This window comes from Lactobacillus sp. ESL0233, assembly GCF_003692995.1.
Taxonomy (GTDB): Bacteria; Bacillota; Bacilli; order Lactobacillales; family Lactobacillaceae; genus Lactobacillus; species Lactobacillus bombicola.
In genome coordinates this window covers 270,660-290,259 of sequence record NZ_REHH01000009.1, presented here as the reverse complement: position 1 = coordinate 290,259, position 19,600 = coordinate 270,660, and the positions used below count along the sequence as shown (strand labels likewise).

The window sequence follows — 19,600 nt, the reverse complement described above, 5'->3', positions numbered from 1 at the left end:
AGTCAACTTTTTTAAAAGCTATTTTAGTTAATAATTAAATTCACCTAGTATTAGATAGAGATGAATTTTTTAAGAGCTATTCATAGAAAAGTATCAAATAACAGATGTTAATGAACTATTATGAAAGGATTGTTTTGTTAATGCAAATTTCAAAAATTTTCCTTTCAAGCATAATTGTTGCTTTATTATTGTAAGCGCTATAAATTAAAGATAGGTTAATGAAAGGAGATTATAATGATGGACAACAACTTAATAAATCCGTTAACTCGTTACCATGATGATGATTTTTCCAAACAGTCACAAAAATATCCGGGAATTCAAAGTAAGATGGATCCGTTACCTAATGGTGATATGCGCGACTATGAGGGACATAATTTACTTACTGGTCGCCATGCCTTAATTACTGGAGGCGATTCAGGTATTGGTCGAGCAGTAGCGATTGGTTTTGCTAAAGAAGGTGCCGATGTTGCTATTCAATATTTACCAGAAGAAGCTGATGATGCCAAAGAAGTTGCAAAATTAGTTGAACAAGAAGGACAAAAGGCAGTGCTGATACCGGCTGATTTTCGCAAGCGTGGTGAAGCATCCCGGGTGAGTGAACAGGCAATTAAAGAGTTTGGTAGTCTAGAATTACTGGTAATGAATTCAGCAATCCAGCAAAACTCTGCTAGCTTGGCAGATTTATCAATGGATCAAGTTCATGATACGTTTGAAGTTAACATTATTTCAATGTATGAAATGGTTAAAGCTAGTGTACCAAAGATGAAACCAGGTAGTGTGATCTTGACGACGACCTCGCTTCAGGCATTTAGTCCAACCCCAATTTTACTTGATTATGCCGCAACTAAAGCAGCTATTGCTAACTTTTCAATCAACTTGGCGCAAGAATTGGCACCTAAAGGGATTAGGGTCAATAGTGTTTCGCCCGGTCCCGTTTGGACACCACTTCAAGTAGCCGGGGGACAGCCGACCGACGCTTTAGAGAAATTTGGACAAGAAGAACCATTGAATCGTGCTGGTCAACCCGATGAATTAGCCCCAGTCTATATCTTCTTAGCCTCTAATATGGCTAGTTATATCACTGGTCAAGTTTATGGTGTGACTGGTGGTCAATCAATTAATTAGCTTAAAAGTTATCTTGAAGCTCCATTGCTATTTGAAACCTATCAAGTAACAATTGGGGCTTTATTTTTATTTAATTTTTTGATAAATTATATTTAATAAATTACCAAAAATAAGACAAGACCGTTTTAATAAAAACTTTCATTTTGTTTTGTCAGTATTTTGGCGGCAAGTTTATTAAAAGGGTTAGAGTGATTGACTTAGAAAAAGTCCCACAAATAGCTCTATTATTTAGCAAAGAAGCTGGAAGGAGCAAAAAATGGACCAGCAATGGCAAGAAATGCTTGCGGCAGCAAAGAAAGTCCAAGGCTTTCGCTTAATTGGTAATCACATGGAGGTCGGTGGTGTAGCAGCCGCTGTTTTATCAGAGTCTGGTAAAATTTATACTGGCGTTTGTGTTGATACTGCCTGTGGGTTGGGTTTATGTGCGGAAAGAAACGCCTTAATGAGTATGCTTACTCAAGGCGAAACAAGAATTACTAGAGTGTTAGCGATTATGTCAAATGGGCAAAATGGCGCACCATGTGGCGCTTGCCGTGAATTTATTGTTCAATTAATGGAAAAAGATTATCAAAAGGTTGAAGTAATGCTAGATTATAAGCAAGCAAAAGTAATGACAATGGGTGAATTAACACCACAATGGTGGCTCTAATGAATGAAGAAACAATTAAATATTGGCAAGACTTTTGTCAAAAACATCAATTACCTCAAAATACGCCAGTTACGGCCTGGTCGTTTGGCACTACTAGTGATAAATTAGCTAATTTAGTAAAGCAAGGGCTTAAAACGGCGACGACTTCTGCATATGAACTTTACACAAAAGATGAGCCATTGCCACAAGTTGGGGATTGGAATATCATCCTTGATCAGGCTGCTAGGCCAGTTTGTGTAGTTCAAGATAAAGTAGTTGAAATAATTCCCTATGAGCAAATTTCAGCTGAGCATGCCTATCATGAAGGTGATGGTAGTTATCAAAATTGGCGCCGAATTCATGATGAGTATTTTACTAAAAAATATCAAGAAGAAGGAAATAAGGAATTTTATCCGCAAGCACCAATGGTTTGTGAGGTTTTTGAAAAGATTGATTAGTTTTTATTTAATCTTTTAACAAATATGATATAATAATTAAAAGATGAAGAAAGAGAGACTACTACTAAAATGAAAAATTAATTTCTGAAATATTATTATGCGAAAAAGATTGATAACCCATACATTTCGGTGTGTGTTTTTTTGCTGATAATCAGAAATTAGTCTTGAATTTAGCTTAGGTAGTCGTATCTGACACTGGCTTTTTTGTGCACTGCTAATTTAGGTTGGAAGCAACTGTTATCAGTGCTTTTTCTTTACTCAAGAAAGCGAGTTATTAGGTATGGAATATCTCAAAATTAATCAATTGCAACTTGAATACCAAGGAGAAAAACTATTATACGTTGACAAACTAAATGTACAAGATGGGCAGAGGATTGGCCTGATTGGTAAAAACGGTACTGGCAAAACGACTTTGTTTAATGTAATCAGCCAAAAGCCAGTGGTATTTAGCGTTACGGGCCAAATTCAACGTAATTGTCAATTGGCAATGGTAGCACAGATTATAAGTTACGGTAAACAAAGTGGTGGTGAAAGGGAACGACAGGAAATTATGACAGCAATGGCGCAAATGCGCCATAGTAAGAATACTTTACTATTATTGGATGAACCTACATCGAATTTAGATATTGGTCAACAGCAATGGCTCATTGAAATTTTAAATCACCTAAAAAACCCATATATTGTAATTAGTCATGATCGCCATTTTTTAACACAAACTGTCAATACAATTTGGTATTTGAATGACAAAAAAGTTATTGCGTACAAAGAATTATTTTTAAATTTTGAACAAGATCTCAAAAAAAGAAGAGAAAATGAGGCAATACAGTATCATAATCAAATAAAGCAAATTCAAAAATTAAAAAAGGCGCAGCAACGAAAGCAACAACAAGTCAATCGTGCCAATCGTAAGAAAAAACCTTTATCTTGGTCAGAATGGAAAAATCGAGATTATGGTGGTAAAGAAAAACATTTGGCGCATACACAAAAGATAATTAAGCAACGGATTAAAGAAGAAACTACAAACATAGTAAGACCATATATTCATAAACCAATGACATTAAATAATTTGAAGTGGCAATCTTCAGCTATTTCTATAAAAGATAACTTACTCCGCATTGAGCCACAAAAAATAACTATTGCTCAGCGTGAGTTATTTACAATCGCAACGCAACTAAAGCTTAAAACTGGCCAAAAGGTGGCTTTAACGGGTCCTAATGGCTGTGGTAAGTCCGTTTTTTTAAGTCAGATAGTTGCGAAAACTTTGGCTGAATGGCTTAATCCTCAAGCTAAAATTGGCTTTTTTAGGCAAGATTTTCGGCAAGAAACTAAAAATAAGAAGACTGTTCTAAGTGAAATAATGCGACTTAGTTTATTCGATAAAACAGCAACGCTTCAATTTTTAGGTGATTTACGTTTACAACCGTTTTTAAAAACAACAATATGTTCTCTGAGTGGGGGACAATTAGTTTGTTATAAATTGGCACGGGTGTTATTGGGACAACATGATTTATTAATTCTGGATGAACCAAATAATTTCTTAGATCTTGCTGCAATTAAAGCGGTAGAAAATTTTCTGAATAACTATCCTTTTGCAGTAATCTTGGTTTCACATGATCAACAATTTTTAACTAATTTGAATTTTCCAACTTGGAAAATCAAAAAGCAGCAATTGCTTCTACCAGAAAGCGATTCTAACCAAAAAAGCATACAAAATAATAGTGAATTAGAATTATTAAAGTTTAAGTTAGCTAAAGCTATTTCCGCCCCTAATGTGGCAATTGCCGAAGTCCAGCAACTAAAGCAAAAAATAACTGACTTAACGCTGCCTAAATAGTTAAAAGAGATAAGTAAGAAAGCAAATAACCCCCCAAATAAACGGATTACTATTATAATGTTATTAGTAAGAAGATGAATTGTGTAGCAAAAGAAGTGAGATAAAAAATGAAAAAACCAATTATAGGAATTTCCGGTTCAATCATAATTGATTCTGGTGGAATGTTTCCTGGCTATCGGCGCAGTTATGTTAATGATGATTATATTGATTCAGTAGTACAAAATGGTGGTGTGCCTTTTATTATTCCATATTCGGCTGATGAGGAAGTAATTAAAGCACAAATGGAACATGTTCAAGGTTTAATCTTGTCTGGTGGGCACGATGTTGATCCGCATTTATACGGTGAAGAGTTATTGCCACAAATTGGCGAAATTTGGCCAATGCGTGATCATTTTGACATGTTATTATTGAAAATAGCAGAAAAAATGGGTAAACCAATTCTTGGCATTTGTCGTGGAGCACAAATTATTAATGTTGCCCACGGTGGTAGTCTTTATCAGGATATTACATATCGTTCAGAAAAAACTTTTAAGCATGAACAAGGGCATACGCCAGATTTACCAACGCATCGGGTAAAAGTTGAAGCAGCTAGTTTATTGGCACAGACTTTAGGTGAGACAGACTTTTTAACTAATTCTTTTCACCATCAATTAATTAAAACAGTTGCTCCTGATTTAAAAGCAGTTGCAAAAACGGATGATGGTGTAGTTGAAGGATTAGAAAATCAAACTGGTAATCTTTTAGCAGTGCAGTGGCATCCAGAAATGTTACATCGCAATCAACATGTTAAGTTTATGAATAATTTATTTAAATTTGTAATTGAGAAGGCTAGGTGATTGGATGCAAGGAAATAAAACTGTAAATGATAAATTAGGCTTTTGGTCGATTGTTTTTTTAGCAATTAATTCAATTATTGGTTCAGGTATCTTTTTAACGCCAGGCAGTGTGGTTAAACAAGCAGGTAGTAAGGCATTACTTGTTTATTTGATTGCGGCAACTTTTGCGGCCATTTTAGCTATTTCATTTTCGGCAGCGGCTAAGTATGTGACCAAATCAGGGGCATCATATGCCTATGCTAAAGCAGCATTTGGGGATAATATTGGCTTTTATGTTGGTATTTTACGTTATTTTTCGGCTAGTGTTGCTTGGGGCGTAATGGCAGTAGGGGTAATTAAATCAGCTATTTCTATTTTTGGTGGCAATCCAGATAATATTAGTGCAGTGACCCTTGGCTTTGTAATTTTGATGGTAGCAATTACGGTCATTAATATATTTGGGCAAAAATTTGTTAAATTTGTGATGAATCTTGCTACAGCTGGAAAGTTAGCTGCTTTAGTTTTGATTATCGTTGCAGGTGTGACACTCTTGATCACAAGTGGTGCATCCCATAATTTAGCAGAAGTTGATCAAATTACACAAAATGGTCAAAAAATTGTCCCAACATTAACAACCACTAGTTTTGTAATGGCAATTGTATCTGCTTTTTATGCTTTTACCGGGTTTGAATCAGTTGCTTCAGGTTCAGACGATATGCAAGCACCCGAAAAAAATCTACCGCGGGCGATTCCCTTGGCAATTTTTGTGATTGCAGCAATTTACATTGGCGTTGTAGCGGTGGCGCTGGTACTGAATCCGCGAGCACTGATGACGACTAATCAGGTAGTTGCAATTAGTGCAATCTTTAATAATGAAATTTTACGAGATGTAATTTTAGTAGGTGCCTTAATTTCAATGTTGGGTATTAATGTCGCATCTAGTTTCAATGCGCCCCGCATTTTAGAGGCCATGGCCCGTGAACATCAATTACCAATCTCGTTGACTAAAAGAACGCAAAATAATTTTCCAATTAGAACATTTTTTATTTCTGCAACTTTAGCTCTTTTAGTACCGTTAGCTTTTCAATATAATATGGGCAACTTAATTACCTTGAGCGCCATGGTACGTTTTCTGGGTTTTATCATTGTTCCATTGGCCGTTATTTGTTTTTATTATGGTAAAAATAAAGAGGCAATTTTACCTGCTGCTAAAAATTTTTTAACCGACATTATTGTGCCTGTTTTATCAATTGTCTTAGTTATCTTTTTATTGATTAATTATAATTGGCAAGCACAGTTTGGTATTATTGCAAATGGAAAAGTTATCGGGATTAATTGGTACGCAATCTTGATGATGATTTTTGGTTTTGTTATTTTACCATTATTTATGTTCTGGTTTTCCAGAAAAGAACGGCGGCAACAGTAATTTATAGATAAATATTATGTAATTAAATAATCTTATCTTTAATTACAATATACCCCCTTTGAGAGTAGCAGCTCAAAGGGGGTATTTATTGTAGACTCATAAAATATATTTTAGAAAGTAATTAATTGTTTTATTAGTTAAACTGTTAGTACCTAATAACTAATGCTTATTTTTAGTTTGTAGATAATGAACGCCACTATAACAAAATAAGATTGTCATACCTAAACTAGCAATTATTATATCGGTACGTGCGGATCCATTACCTAAAGTATTACCTAGCCAATTAATAATTGTTGGTGAAACAGCACAACCTATATTAACTAAAATTAAAGTAATCGTTGTTGCAAAATTAATTGAATTTTTGGGGGCAACATTACCTAGCCAGTTGAAGATATAGGGAACCGATAGACCAAATCCGGTACCTAAGACAATAGCAGCAAATATTAACATTAGAAGATTTGCTGAAAAAGCAATTGCTAATAAGCCAACAACTTGTAAAAATAAACCAATTGGTAAAATCAAATCTTGCAATTTCTTTTTTAAATAGCCATAAGCTAACCCGACCGGAATGCCGATAAGAGTTATCATTGAAGAAACAAAAGCAACTTGACTAACATCAGCTATTTTTTGACTAATTGCTAATTGTGGTAATTTAAAAGTCATTGGCATGAAGAAGATGTACATAAAAAACATTAGTAAAGCAATTTTTATTACCTGAATATTTAATCTATTATCATTTTTAGTCATCTGATTTTGTGATGCAGCTATCTGATTTTGCTCACGAGGCAGTGTCACTATCCAACTGAATAAAACTAAAATTGGTAATGCAGCTAAATAAATTAAAAATGTAGTGTGCCAACCCAGTCCAGCTAAACATCCTACACAGAATGAAAAAAGTGCCGCACCAATGCTTCCCATTGAATTTTGAAATCCTAGCATGGTTGATAATTCATTACCCTGATAAAATTTTGCTAATAGGCTAACCGCTAATGAATTAAATAAACCAATGCCTAAACCTAATAAGAAACGGGAAATTAGAATCATGTAATAATTTGTAGAGTATATAGGATAAGTACCTGCTAATAAAATAATTAATAATCCAGATATAATTGTCGGTTTACTGCCAACTAGTCTTATTAAAAATGGGCTTAGCATTAAGCCGATAACAATTCCAATATTAGGAATAGTACTTAAGGTTTCGACGCCAGCTCGAGAAATAGTGGGAAAGGACGAATACATTAAAGGCAATACTGGTGAAATTTGGGGAGCAATCATTAATAATAATGAAATTGATAATAGGGCAATCTTGAATAATCCAGATTGAGGCTTTGCTTTTTTCATATAATTCCTCTTTTCTAAAATAGATACACTGTTATTTTAATTTTTAGTAACTTAAATATGGCGTTGAGTAACTTTTTTTATTTGCATACTTGTTTTTCCATAATTAGCAACTAGTGCCCGATTCATTGAGCGGACACCGCTAAAACCAGTATTGCTTGCAATAGTAGTTAATGTATGTGAACTATTACAAAGCTCATGATAAGCTTTTTGTGCTCGATATTTTTTAAGATATTTTCCTAAAGTAATCCCCATATTTTGCCTAAAAATTTTTTGTAGATATTGGCGTGCTAAATGACAATTATTTGCAATGTCTTGTAGTGAAATTTGTTCTTGATAATGAGTTTGAATAAAATCTAATGCATTACGTAAATGACCAGTAATAATTAAGTTATCAGATAGACGACTGTTATTATCTCGCGGCTCTAGGAAATATTTGAGTAAAATTTCGAGAACTTGGTAGCTCAGGATAGTTAGTTCTAAATTTTTAAATGTGTCACTATTATTTAAACTGATGGTTGTCATTTGACTAAGCAGAGTTTGTAGGTGGTAATACTGGCTTAGCTGATTAAATGCTAACTCTGATACATTTTTTAAAACAATCAGATAATGATTTATTTCGGGAAACATACTCGAAACTAGTGAATAAGGGAAAAGTATCGTTAACATCAAATCTGTTTGTTTATTGTTAATGTTTTGTATACTATGAACGATTTGTGTATTAATAACTAGAATCTCACCTGGGTGTGTTTGGTAATCTAGACCTTCAATTATGAAATGATCAATTTTACCTCTCATGGTAAAGCTTAGTTCAATGCTTTGATGCCAATGAGGTGGAACTTCAGTTTTTCCTGGCTTTTGATGCACTTTAATATAAATTGGTAATTTATCTAGTTGGACTAATTCGTGTATATCAGTGTTCATATTTTCTACCTTTATAAAAAATAATTAAACACTTAGCTCCTATGTCAACCATTATTTCGTTAGCTTGCTCATGCATTAATTTATGTATTTTCGGAAAAAGTTTAATTCGTCTAAATTGCATTGTCTGGCTAAATCATCTTTTTGATTAATGTGAAATACATGTCCACGCAGATGGTTAGTATCACCATAGAAATGCATTTCATGAAAAATATTTTTAGCAGATAGATACCCAGAAAGTGTAAAGGCACTATTTCGTAAAAAATCGCCATTACTAGTCATTAAAAAAATTGGTGGTAACGCTTGAGTTAAGTAGCGTTCTACGTTCAATTGATCATGCTTAGTTAAACGAATTTCTGGACGAAAGTAAGCTTCTGGGGCACCAACTATTAAGTTAGTTTCTGTTAAAAAGTATAGACCACAATTTAGTGCGGCTGCTTTAATGGTTAGATTGGGTAAAGCATAGCCAAAATATTTACGATACTCATTATTAGTATAAATTGCTAAAATCTGTTCTGCCATCTGTCCGCCAGCACTGTCGCCGACAATGAAGACATTATTAAGATCAAACTGGTAGTTGTTGGCATTGGTACTGTCTGCTATCCAATGAAAAACTAAATTTAGATCATCAAGTTCACCAGGATAGACTACATCGGGCGCTAAACGATAATTGGCGTTGACTACGGCAAAGCCCGCTTTAGCTAAAGCAAGACAGTAGAATTGATATGTTTCTTTTGTACCATAAACCCAGCCGCCACCATGGATATTAACAATTACAGGCAATTTTTGGTCGGTTCTTTTTTTGGGTAGATAAACATCAAGCGACTGAAATTGCGGTACGACCCCGTAGGATAGATTGTCAAAGCGCTCAACTTCAGGAATTTGTGTTGGTAATCCTGCATCGCGTTTATCATCTCCTTGTTTAAATTCAGTACGCATTTTATTAACTAATTTTTGATAGTCTGGTTCAGTCATTTTTTACTCCTTTATGAAATCGCTTTATTTAATTTTAATCCATTGCAAGCAAAAAAAAAGTGCATAAAGGCACTTTAAAATGGCAAATAGTAATAAATTTAATCAAGAAAATCAAGAATGTTTAGTAATAAATTCTTGATACGCCTGATTTTCAACTGTCGATTTAACTTTAAATTTAGTAAAATCAATTACATTTTGATGCAGTTCATTTTCAGCAACTTCGATGTAGTGAGTAAAAGTGGCATTACCAATTAGTTCAATCCAATAATGGTTATTATCCTGATGAACAATAGTTTGTACAAAGCCTCCGGGATTAGTGACAGTAATTAGGTTATTAAACAGGGAGTTTTGGGGATAAGTTAGGGCATAAACTAGACTAGCTGCCGACATGCCAGTTCCGCAGGCATTGGTAAAACCAACGCCACGTTCAAAGGTGCGGACAAAAAGGCGTTGAGGATTAATAATTTGGGCAAAACTAACATTAACGCCATCAGGGAAATAAGAATTAGGTCGATTAAGCTGGGTTCCCAATTGTTTTAATAAATCTGTTTGCATCAGATCGGCTGATACTATGCTAATAAGATGAGGATTAGGAACAGCAACTGCCGTAAATTTCAAGTTAGCAGCAAATTCGGGAACGGGTTGATTAATTAGCTCTTTTTTGCCTAAATTGCTGAAGGGTAAGTCTTGCTGCTGAAAACTAACTGGACTAATTTCCACACTAACTGCTTTGACGTGTGGTGCCCAATCTGGCTGACAACTAACTCTTAAATTGGCTTGGTCAGTTTCGACGATTAAATTTTGCTGCTGATATTTTTCTGCTAAATAGCGCCCGACTGTTCGTAGTCCATTGCCACACATTGAGGCAATAGAACCGTCAGCGTTAATTACCTGCATTTTGCCACAAGCACTAGGTTGAGAAGATGGGCTCACGACTAAAAGACCATCAGCCCCATTTAAAAGATTGTGCGAATTAGTTAATTGCTTTGTTAAATTGACTAGTTCCAGTTGGGTAAATGCTTGATTAAGTTGTGTTTGATCAAGTAAAAAAAAGCTATTTTGTGAACCATGAACCTTTAATAGTTGTACCATTTTTACTCCTCCGGAAATTAATTGAAAAATTGTTGATAAATTTGTTTAACGGCTATCGGGGCATCAGCTTTTTTAGTGCCTAACATGATTGATATACGCGAAGCACCTTGATTAATCATATGGATTGCAACCTTCTTTTTGGCTAATGGTGCAGTAATGTTTCTCATGGCACCAATTTTATTTCGCATTCCTTCTCCCACTACCATAATGATGGCATAATCATCAATCCATTCAAGATAGTCAGGTTTTAGAACTTTTTGGATTTCATCACACATATTTTGCTGAATTGCTACCGTAAATTGCCGTTTATCAAAAATAACCGTTAAATCATCAATTCCAGAAGGCATATGCTCGTATGAAATTTTAAACTTGTAAAATATTTGGAGTAATTTAAGCGTAAAACCCAGTTCTTTATTCAATAAATATTTATGTAAGTATAAAGCGGCAAAATGATTAGAACTAGCTACGCCTGTAACTATATTTTGTGCTAGGAAATTTTTTGCGGGTACAATTTTAGTCCCAGGTAAGTCGGGATAATTAGTATTTTTAACATTAATTGGTATTTGACCTTGAATGGCTGGTATAAGAGCTTCATCATGAAAGACAGAAAATCCAGCATAGGATAATTCTCTTAATTCGCGATAAGTCATAACTTTAATAGCGCAAGGATTATTAACAATATGGGGGTCGGCTGCATAGATTGCATTAACATCAGTAAAGTTCTCGTATAAATCGGCTTGTACTCCACGCGCCCAAATTGCTCCAGTAATGTCTGAACCACCACGAGAAAAAGTGGCAATATCCCCTTTTTTTGTAATACCATAAAAGCCTGGAAAAATTAATAATTGATTAGTTTGATGCCATTCATATAAATTGTGATAAGTCTGAGGTAAGATTTGAGCATCATTGGCACTATCAGTAACCATGAATTTAATATTTTGAGGATCTAAAAAGCGAGCTGGTAGTTTTTCTTGTTGCAAAATTAAGGCTAATAACTCAGCACTTAATTTTTCTCCTTGAGCTTTAAAAGCAGCAATTAGAAAATCAGAATTACGATAATTATTTTTTGGTAAATCAAATAGTTGCTGTTTTAGCGGTTGTAGTAAGGCAGGTGTTATTTTAAAATAAGCTGCTATTTCTTGGTATCTTGCCCAAATTTCTTTAACTACAGGCTGATAATTTTTTTGGGTTAAATATTGTTTAGCATATTTTATTAATAAATCTGTTACTTTAAAATCATCAGCAAATCTTTTACCAGGAGCAGAGGTAATAATAATTTTACGTGCAGGATCGGCCTTGATAATATTAATAACTTTTTGAAATTGTGTTCCATTAGCTAGCGAACTACCACCAAATTTAACGACTTTCATTCCTAATCCCTTTCTTAAATTAAATTAATTTTAGTTTTATTAGTTTTGCATTTTAACATTCTAATTTAAATATGCAACTATGACTTAGTTAATTGCTAATTATATTTTTAAATATTAAATCTTGCTGAAATGTATTGACATTAATATTAATTAATAATAATATTTTTAATAAATCGAAGAGGTTGCAACTAACATGAGTAACTAGCCGAGTTTCTGCATAAACAATGAAACTAGTGAAAGGGAAAGTTGCCGAAGCATTAATTATTGCAGTGATTAATTAGCTGGGACGTAATTTAATAGATTACGGACTGTCGCAAATGTAAGTTTGCGGAGCGCTATCGGCCAAAATTGAATCCAATTATAATTTCAATCTGAGGACTCTTTTGTGTACTGTGCGCACAAAAGAGTCCTTTTTACATAGAGAGGATTTTACGCATGAATAATTATTACCAAACCAATAACCAAGGACATTTAATAATTGGTGGGGTTGATGCTTTAGAGCTAGCTAAAAATTATGGTACGCCATTAGTAGTCTATGATGTTGCCCAAATTCGGCAACAATTTCAAGCATTTCAGCAAGCTTTTACCAACCTAAAAGTAAATTCCGTAATAAGTTATGCTAGTAAAGCTTTCTCTGCCATCGCTATGTATCAACTGATTAATCAGTTAAAAGGACATATTGATGTGGTTTCTGGGGGGGAATTGTATACCGCGCTTAAAGCAAATTTTCCGACAGATAGAATCAGCTTTCATGGCAATAATAAAACTAAAGAAGAATTAGCATTGGCTGTTGAAAATCAAGTTGGTGTAATTATTCTTGATAATTTTCATGAAATTGAACTACTTGAGCAGATTCTGAATAATACGTCTAAGCGTGTGTCAGTTATGCTTAGGGTAACGCCCGGTATTACAGCTCATACTCATCAATATGTACAGACAGGTCAAGAAGATAGCAAATTTGGGTTTGATATTTCTTCGGGTCAAGCTGAACAAGCATTGCTTAAGGTACAAGCTAATAAACAATTGAAATTAATTGGTATTCATGCCCACATTGGTTCACAAATTTTAGCGGTAGGCGGTTTTAAATTAGAAGTAAAAAAGCTCATGCATTTAATACATGAGTGGGCCCAAAAATATGCTTATCAACCACAAATTTTAAATTTAGGTGGCGGCTTTGGTATCCGTTACACTGTGCAAGATCAAGTTTTAGCACCGGACATCTTTATTAAAGAAATTGTCCAGACAATGCGTGCTTATGCGCAAAAATATCACTTGGAATTGCCTGAAATTTGGATTGAACCGGGGCGCTCAATTGTAGGCAAAGCAGGCTATAGCTTATATACGATTGGCTCAAGTAAAACAGTTCCCGGCCTTATGCCGTATATAACGGTAGATGGTGGTATGGGTGATAATATCAGACCGGCGCTTTATCAAGCTGAGTATGAGACAGTACTAGCGCGCTGTCCACAAGCTGAACCCAAGCAGGTAGTACACCTAGCTGGTCGCTATTGTGAATCTGGTGATATTTTGATTAAGCAAGCTTCCTTGCCACAAGTTAAAGCAGGTGATGTAGTGGCAGTCTTAGCTACTGGTGCTTATGGCTATAGTATGGCATCTAATTATAATCGTGTACCGCGTCCAGCAGTGGTTTTTGCAGAAGCTGGACATGCTCAAGAAGTAATTAGGCGGGAGACTTATGCTGATTTAGTCAGTCATGATTGTTTTTATTAGGTAAAAGGAGATTTTAGTATGGAGAATATGTCAGCAAGCGAAATAATTGATTTTATTGCTCAAGCACCTAAGCAAACTGCAGTTAAAATTTATCTTAAAGGTGAACTAGATAAATTGACCTGGCCTGATAAAGTAAAAACTTTTATTGAAGGTCATATGGGAGTTGTTTTTGGCGATTGGCAAGAAATTGCTCCTTTTTTAAGAGATAATGCTGATTTGATTACTGATTATCAAGTAGAAAATGCCAGTCGTAATTCCGCTATTCCACTATTAGATTTAAAAAATATCTCTGCTCGAATTGAGCCTGGAGCTTTAATAAGAGAGCAAGTAAGTATTGGTGATAATGCAGTGATTATGATGGGCGCGGTAATTAATATTGGAGCGCAAGTGGGTTCTGGAACCATGATTGATATGAATGCTGTTTTAGGTGGCCGCGCAATTGTGGGAGCAAATAGTCACATTGGGGCTGGAGCAGTCCTAGCTGGTGTTATAGAACCAGCATCTGCCCAACCAGTTAGAGTGGGAAATGGCGTGTTAGTTGGAGCTAATGCGGTTGTTTTAGAGGGGGTTAAAATTGGCGATAATGCAGTAATTGCAGCCGGAGCTGTGGTAACTAAGGACGTACCAGAAAATGCAGTCGTTGCGGGCGTTCCTGCAAAAATAATTAAACAAAAAACACAAAAAACTACTGCTAAAACAAAGATTGAAGCAGATTTAAGAAGGTTGTGATTTTATGCTATCAGTAAATGAACTAAATGAGATAAGACGTAACTTACATCAAATTCCTGAAGTGGCTCTACAGGAATTTAAAACGCAAGCATATTTAGTTAAGATAATCAGCCGCTTTAACCAGCAATATTTACAAATTAAAACTTGTCCAGCAATGCCCACAGCATTATTAGTCCATGTTCAAGGCAGCAATCCTAAAAAAACAATTGGTTATCGGGCCGACATTGATGCTTTACCGATTCAAGAAAAAACAGCCCTGCCCTTTTCTTCACAAAATCCGGGTCAGATGCATGCATGTGGCCATGACATACATATGACGGTAGCTTTAGGAATTTTAAGTTATTATAGCGAGCACCAACCTCAAGATAATTTATTATTCTTTTTTCAACCAGCAGAAGAGAGTAAAAATGGCGGTAAACTTGCTTATGAACAAGGAATTTTTACCGATCAATGGCGCCTAGATGAATTTTTTGCCTTGCATGTTACTCCGGATTTACCGGTGGGCACAATTGGCTGTTGTTTAGGAACTTTATTTGCTGGGGCAGCTGAGGTAAATATTGATCTTTATGGTCAAGATGGGCATGCGGCCTATCCCCAAAGGGGTAATGATATGGTTGTTGCAGCAGCTGCTATGATTGGGCAAATTCAGACGATTGTTTCACGTAGCATTGACCCAATTGAAGGGGGCGTAATTACTATTGGTAAGCTACGAGCGGGGAAAATTAGGAATGCAATCGCTGGTCATGCTAGATTAGAAGGAACTATTCGCGGTTTAACTCAAACAATGATTGAGCAAATTGAACAACGATTACAAGATGTTACACAAGGAATTGCGCAAAGCTTTGGGGCAAAAGTAGAAATTGAATTTAATCAAGGTGGTTATTGGCCGGTAGAAAATAATTCAGAAATTACGACTGAATTTATTGATTATCTGAAAAAAAACCCCGAAGTGAACTATCAAGCAACTCCACCAGCAATGACGGGAGAAGATTTTGGCTATTTATTAGCCAAAATTCCCGGAACTATGTTTTGGTTGGGAGTAGAAGATACTTCACAGCTGCATTCAGCAACATTTTCCCCCCAAGAAAAAGCAATTATGACTGGAGTTAAAACAATGATAGGTTTTTTACAGAAGCATATGTAAGTAATTAAAAGGAGCACTTGCAATGATAGGTTTGACACACGCAGATATTTTAACAGCACTAATTACGCCGTTTGATAAGCAGGGAAAGATTGATTACCCAGGTTTAGAAGAGTTAGCGGAGCATTTAATTGAAACGGGTACTAAAGGTTTTGTAATTGGAGGCACAACTGGCGAAGCAGCAACAATGACACATGATGAAAAAGTTGAACTGTATACTCGTTTTGCCCAGATAATTAATAAGCGGGTACCACTGATTGCGGGCACTGGCAGTAATGATACCGCTCAAACAATCCAATTTACGCAAGAGGTGGCGCAAATACCTGGAATTGATGCTGCCCTAGTAGTTGCTCCTTATTATAACAAGCCTAATCAGCGGGGAATTAAAGCTCATTTTGAAGCTATTACAAGTCAAGTTAAGTTGCCAGTATTAATTTATAACATTCCGAGTCGAACGGGAATAAAGATTGCGAAAGAAACTTTGGTAGATTTAGCGCGTAATTCACAAATTATTGGCGTTAAACAATGCACTAATTTAGAAGACTTAGAATACATAGTTGAGCATACTGATGATGACTTTTTAGTTTATACAGGAGAAGACTTACAGGCTTTAGCGGCTAAAGTTTTGGGTGCACAAGGTGTGATTTCAGTAGCTTCACATATTTATGGTAAAGCGATGCGTCAAATGTATGACAATTTAGCGCAAGGTAATTTAGCAGAGGCGGGTAAATTACAACGACAGTTAATGCCTAAAATGCAAGCCTTATTTATGTATCCTTCGCCAGCCCCAGTTAAAGCCGTTTTAACTGCGCAAGGACTAGCAGCCGGTGGGTGTCGGCTACCAATAGTTGAATTAAATAATGAAGAAAAGCAGCAACTAGCCTTAGGCTTGGGCTTGAATAAAACTGCCTTGTTACATCCACTGGCAAGTATTTAGGAGAAGATTAATGAAGAAAATTATAGTAGCTGGTGCTACCGGATCAATGGGGCAGCAAGTAGTGAAATTGATTGAAAATCAGTCGGACTGTGAATTGGTAGCTGTTTTAGCGCCCAATATGGCAAGTAACTTAAATTTTAAGCAGGCGGTTAAATGTTATAAAAGTTTAAGGGATATTAATAACCTGACAGCCGATATTTGGATAGACTTTACGACCCCAGCGGCAGTCTTTGAAAATACTAAATTTGCGATTGAGCATCAGATACGTCCACTGATTGGTACTAGTGGCTTGACGACAGAGCAGATTACACAATTGCAAAAAAAGGCGCAGGAACAAAAAATTGGTGGTCTGATTGCGCCTAACTTTGGCTTATCTGCTGTATTGTTAATGAAATTTGCCCAAGAAGCTGCTCGTTATTTTCCCGATGCAGAAGTGATAGAAATGCATCATGCTGATAAATTAGACGCCCCCTCGGCAACGGCAATTGCTACAGCGCGTTTGATTGCTGCTAACCAAGAGCAAGCAATTGACCAAAATAGTAGCAATGAGTCAAGGGCAAGAGGGGAAAATTATGCTGGGATTCCGGTACATTCAGTTCGCCTGCCAGGCTATGTTGCGCATGAACAAGTATTATTTGGTGGATTAGGCGAAGCCCTTACGCTTAGACAAGATTCTTTTGACCGGTCTTCTTTTATGTCAGGGGTGAAGCTAGCTTTGGAACATATTATGGAATTACCAGAATTAGTGGTTGGTTTAGAAAAAATATTATAAATAGAAGGAGAAAAAATGCCTCAATTAGCTGCTGATTTAGCTGAAATTATTAATACGCCGCTTGAAAAAATTCCCCCGTCGGGTATTCGCGCATTTGCCCAAAAGATTAATGATATTCCTGATTTAATTAAGTTAACTTTAGGTGAACCCGATTTAGATACACCTGAACATGTTAAACAAGCGGCAATTAAAAGTATTATTACTAACGATTCCCATTATTCAGCGCAAAAAGGTACATTAGAGTTGCGGCAAGCGATTAGTAATTACCTAAAGCGCAAACAGAACTTAATTTATGATTGTAATAGTGAAATTATTGTCACTGTTGGTGCTACCGAAGCAATAGCAGCTAGTATGCTATCTTTATTTCAACCAGGAGATGAAATTATTGTTCCTACGCCATCATATGCACTATATTTTCCCTTAATTAAATATACTAAGGCACATTTAATACCGATTAATACAGCGACTAGTGATTTTGTTTTAACTCCTAGTCTTTTAGAACAGACTTTACAACAATATCCACAGGCTAAAGCGATTTTATTGAATTACCCAACTAATCCAACTGGAAGGTCATATTCAAAGGAACAATTAAAAGGCTTAGCAAAAATCATTGCCCGTTACCATCTTTATGTGATTGCTGATGAAATTTATAGTGAGCTGACTTATGATTTTCAACATGTTTCTATTGCCCGCTATTTGCCTGAACGTACTTTAATAATTAATGGTCTGTCTAAATCACATGCAATGACTGGCTATCGGATTGGCTATCTAGCAGGGCCTAAAAAAATAATTAATTTAGTTGCTAAAATGCATGCTTTTATGGTAACTGCACCGTCTAATCCAGCCCAAGCAGCAGCAACTGAAGCCTTAGAACATGGCGATCAGGATCCGGTAATAGCAAGAGAAATTTATCGCCACAGGCGTGACTACGTGCGATCAAGTCTTAATAAAATGGGCTTAAAAACGGTAGCTAATGAAGGTACGTTTTATGTTTTTGTGAAAATTCCTGAGCGGTACGGCAAAGATGATTTAAGATTTGCCTTGGACTTAGCTGATCAAGCTAAAGTTGGTGGTACTCCTGGTAGTGCTTTTGGCGTTGGAGGTCAAGGGTACATTCGCTTTTCTTATGCAGCTAGTGAGACTGAGTTACAACTTGCAATGTTACGTATCCAAAATTTTTTAGTTAAGGAGAATTAGAATGAAAGAGTATGTGGTGGCAATTCTGGGGGCTACTGGTGCCGTTGGCCAGCGTTTGGTCAAGGAATTAGCCCAAGCAAATATCCCAATTAAACAGGTTAAGTTACTTGCTTCGAAAAGGTCAGTTGGTAAAAAGTTAAAATTTAAGAACCAAGAAATAGAAGTGGAGCAGGCGCAACCAGATTCTTTTACTGGCGTTGACATAGTTTTATCATCGGCTGGTGGAGCAATTTCGAAAAAATTATTACCCGAAGCAGTCAAACGGGGAGCAGTTTGTGTAGATAATACTAGTGCTTTTCGGATGGCAGAAAACGTCCCGTTAGTAATTCCTGGTGTCAATGACCAGCAATTAGCCCAGCATCAAGGAATTATTGCCAATCCTAACTGCTCTACTATTCAAATGGTTGCTGCATTATATCCGCTTCATAGACGTTGGGGTATCAAGCAGATTGTAGTTTCAACCTATCAAGCAGTATCAGGAGCAGGTAAAAAAGCTTGGGATGAAATGCTGGGGCAGGCCCAAGCTAGGCTAGACAACCAGCAGGTGGCAGCTGCTATTTTACCTACTCCAGCAGCTAAGAAGCACTATCCGTTAGCTTTTAATCTTTTGCCCCAAATCGACATTTTTGAAGCTGATGGCTATACTCATGAAGAATGGAAAATGATTCATGAAACTAAAAAAATTTTGTTTAATGACCAAGATTCGAATCAAATTAAAGTAACGGCTACTTGTGTTCGAGTTCCAGTAGAAATTGGTCATGGTGAGGCGGTTTATTTTATACTTCAAGATAAACAGGTGACGGTTAAGGAAATCCAAGCTGAAATTCAAAAAACAGCCTGGCTAATTTTACAGGATGATTTTAAAAAACAACTTTATCCGCAACCATTGCAGATTGCAGGTAAGCGGGAGACCTTCGTTGGTCGTATTCGAGCAGATCAGGAAAACTTGGGTGCTTTTCATATGTGGGTCGTAGCCGACAATTTATTAAGAGGAGCTGCGACTAATACAGTTGAAATCGCGGAGTGTTTAGTACGCAAAAATTTAGTAAGAGTCCCTAATATTTAGCTAAAAATGGTATTAAAAAAGCATTCATTTTTAAAATGAATGCTT

General features: G+C 35.9%; 18 protein-coding genes and 1 riboswitch. Of the genes, 13 read left to right on the top strand and 5 right to left on the bottom strand.

The genetic code is table 11. From position 1 onward, the window contains the following. Positions 1-234: 234 nt before the first annotated feature. From F5ESL0233_RS07660 to F5ESL0233_RS07635, 6 genes are all read left to right on the top strand, one after another. Positions 235-1,125: an SDR family oxidoreductase gene (locus F5ESL0233_RS07660; protein ID WP_122059563.1), complete on the top strand. Its 891-nt coding sequence runs from the start codon at positions 235-237 to the stop codon at positions 1,123-1,125. Between the two features lie 256 nt (positions 1,126-1,381). Beyond that, positions 1,382-1,774, top strand: a complete 393-nt coding sequence (locus F5ESL0233_RS07655) for a cytidine deaminase (RefSeq protein ID WP_233551618.1) — start codon at positions 1,382-1,384, stop codon at positions 1,772-1,774. Continuing rightward, complete coding sequence (locus tag F5ESL0233_RS07650; RefSeq protein ID WP_122059562.1) at positions 1,774-2,211, top strand: ASCH domain-containing protein; 438 nt, start codon at positions 1,774-1,776, stop codon at positions 2,209-2,211. Before F5ESL0233_RS07655 ends, F5ESL0233_RS07650 begins: the two co-directional genes overlap by 1 nt. Before the next feature lie 280 nt (positions 2,212-2,491). Beyond that, complete coding sequence (locus F5ESL0233_RS07645) at positions 2,492-4,045, top strand: ATP-binding cassette domain-containing protein (protein ID WP_122059560.1); 1,554 nt, start codon at positions 2,492-2,494, stop codon at positions 4,043-4,045. 107 nt (positions 4,046-4,152) lie between these two features. Then, positions 4,153-4,881, top strand: a complete 729-nt coding sequence (locus F5ESL0233_RS07640; protein ID WP_090092647.1) for a gamma-glutamyl-gamma-aminobutyrate hydrolase family protein — start codon at positions 4,153-4,155, stop codon at positions 4,879-4,881. Between the two features lie 4 nt (positions 4,882-4,885). Further along, on the top strand, positions 4,886-6,286 hold the full coding sequence (locus F5ESL0233_RS07635; protein ID WP_122059559.1) for an APC family permease: 1,401 nt from the start codon (positions 4,886-4,888) through the stop codon (positions 6,284-6,286). A gap of 159 nt (positions 6,287-6,445) precedes the next feature. On the opposite strand, the gene F5ESL0233_RS07630 is transcribed toward F5ESL0233_RS07635, so the two are convergent. From F5ESL0233_RS07630 to F5ESL0233_RS07610, 5 genes are all read right to left on the bottom strand, one after another. Continuing rightward, a complete protein-coding gene (locus F5ESL0233_RS07630) occupies positions 6,446-7,627 on the bottom strand; it encodes an MFS transporter (protein WP_122059557.1) in 1,182 nt (393 codons plus the stop codon). Positions 7,628-7,678: 51 nt separating this feature from the next. After that, the gene (locus F5ESL0233_RS07625) at positions 7,679-8,548 is read right to left on the bottom strand and encodes an AraC family transcriptional regulator (protein WP_090092644.1); all 870 of its coding nucleotides are present in this window, start codon (positions 8,546-8,548) and stop codon (positions 7,679-7,681) included. Between the two features lie 75 nt (positions 8,549-8,623). Beyond that, positions 8,624-9,520 carry an alpha/beta hydrolase gene (locus tag F5ESL0233_RS07620; protein ID WP_122059556.1) on the bottom strand — a complete coding sequence of 299 codons (897 nt, stop codon included), beginning with the start codon at positions 9,518-9,520 and terminating at the stop codon, positions 8,624-8,626. 111 nt (positions 9,521-9,631) lie between these two features. Further along, complete coding sequence (gene dapF / locus F5ESL0233_RS07615) at positions 9,632-10,612, bottom strand: diaminopimelate epimerase (RefSeq protein WP_122059554.1); 981 nt, start codon at positions 10,610-10,612, stop codon at positions 9,632-9,634. A 17-nt stretch (positions 10,613-10,629) separates the two neighbouring features. Beyond that, the gene (locus F5ESL0233_RS07610; RefSeq protein ID WP_122059553.1) at positions 10,630-11,982 is read right to left on the bottom strand and encodes an aspartate kinase; all 1,353 of its coding nucleotides are present in this window, start codon (positions 11,980-11,982) and stop codon (positions 10,630-10,632) included. A 168-nt stretch (positions 11,983-12,150) separates the two neighbouring features. After that, positions 12,151-12,328: riboswitch (Lysine riboswitch) on the top strand. 89 nt (positions 12,329-12,417) lie between these two features. Between F5ESL0233_RS07610 and lysA the strand changes: the two genes are divergently transcribed. The 7 genes from lysA to F5ESL0233_RS07575 are packed head-to-tail and all read left to right on the top strand — an operon-like array spanning position 12,418 to position 19,555. After that, positions 12,418-13,713, top strand: a complete 1,296-nt coding sequence (gene lysA, locus F5ESL0233_RS07605; RefSeq protein WP_122059551.1) for a diaminopimelate decarboxylase — start codon at positions 12,418-12,420, stop codon at positions 13,711-13,713. A gap of 18 nt (positions 13,714-13,731) precedes the next feature. After that, entirely contained in the window at positions 13,732-14,442 is a 711-nt protein-coding gene (gene dapD / locus F5ESL0233_RS07600) for a 2,3,4,5-tetrahydropyridine-2,6-dicarboxylate N-acetyltransferase (protein WP_122022324.1), read from the top strand. A 4-nt stretch (positions 14,443-14,446) separates the two neighbouring features. After that, positions 14,447-15,586 (top strand): N-acetyldiaminopimelate deacetylase, encoded by a 1,140-nt coding sequence (locus F5ESL0233_RS07595; RefSeq protein ID WP_122059549.1) that lies wholly within the window; start codon positions 14,447-14,449, stop codon positions 15,584-15,586. 22 nt (positions 15,587-15,608) lie between these two features. Next, on the top strand, positions 15,609-16,520 hold the full coding sequence (gene dapA / locus F5ESL0233_RS07590; protein WP_122059547.1) for a 4-hydroxy-tetrahydrodipicolinate synthase: 912 nt from the start codon (positions 15,609-15,611) through the stop codon (positions 16,518-16,520). A 10-nt stretch (positions 16,521-16,530) separates the two neighbouring features. Next, positions 16,531-17,292 carry a 4-hydroxy-tetrahydrodipicolinate reductase gene (dapB, locus tag F5ESL0233_RS07585; protein WP_122059545.1) on the top strand — a complete coding sequence of 254 codons (762 nt, stop codon included), beginning with the start codon at positions 16,531-16,533 and terminating at the stop codon, positions 17,290-17,292. A 15-nt stretch (positions 17,293-17,307) separates the two neighbouring features. Further along, the gene (locus F5ESL0233_RS07580) at positions 17,308-18,489 is read left to right on the top strand and encodes an aminotransferase class I/II-fold pyridoxal phosphate-dependent enzyme (protein ID WP_122059544.1); all 1,182 of its coding nucleotides are present in this window, start codon (positions 17,308-17,310) and stop codon (positions 18,487-18,489) included. 1 nt (position 18,490) lies between these two features. Then, entirely contained in the window at positions 18,491-19,555 is a 1,065-nt protein-coding gene (locus tag F5ESL0233_RS07575; protein ID WP_122059542.1) for an aspartate-semialdehyde dehydrogenase, read from the top strand. Positions 19,556-19,600 lie beyond the last annotated feature (45 nt).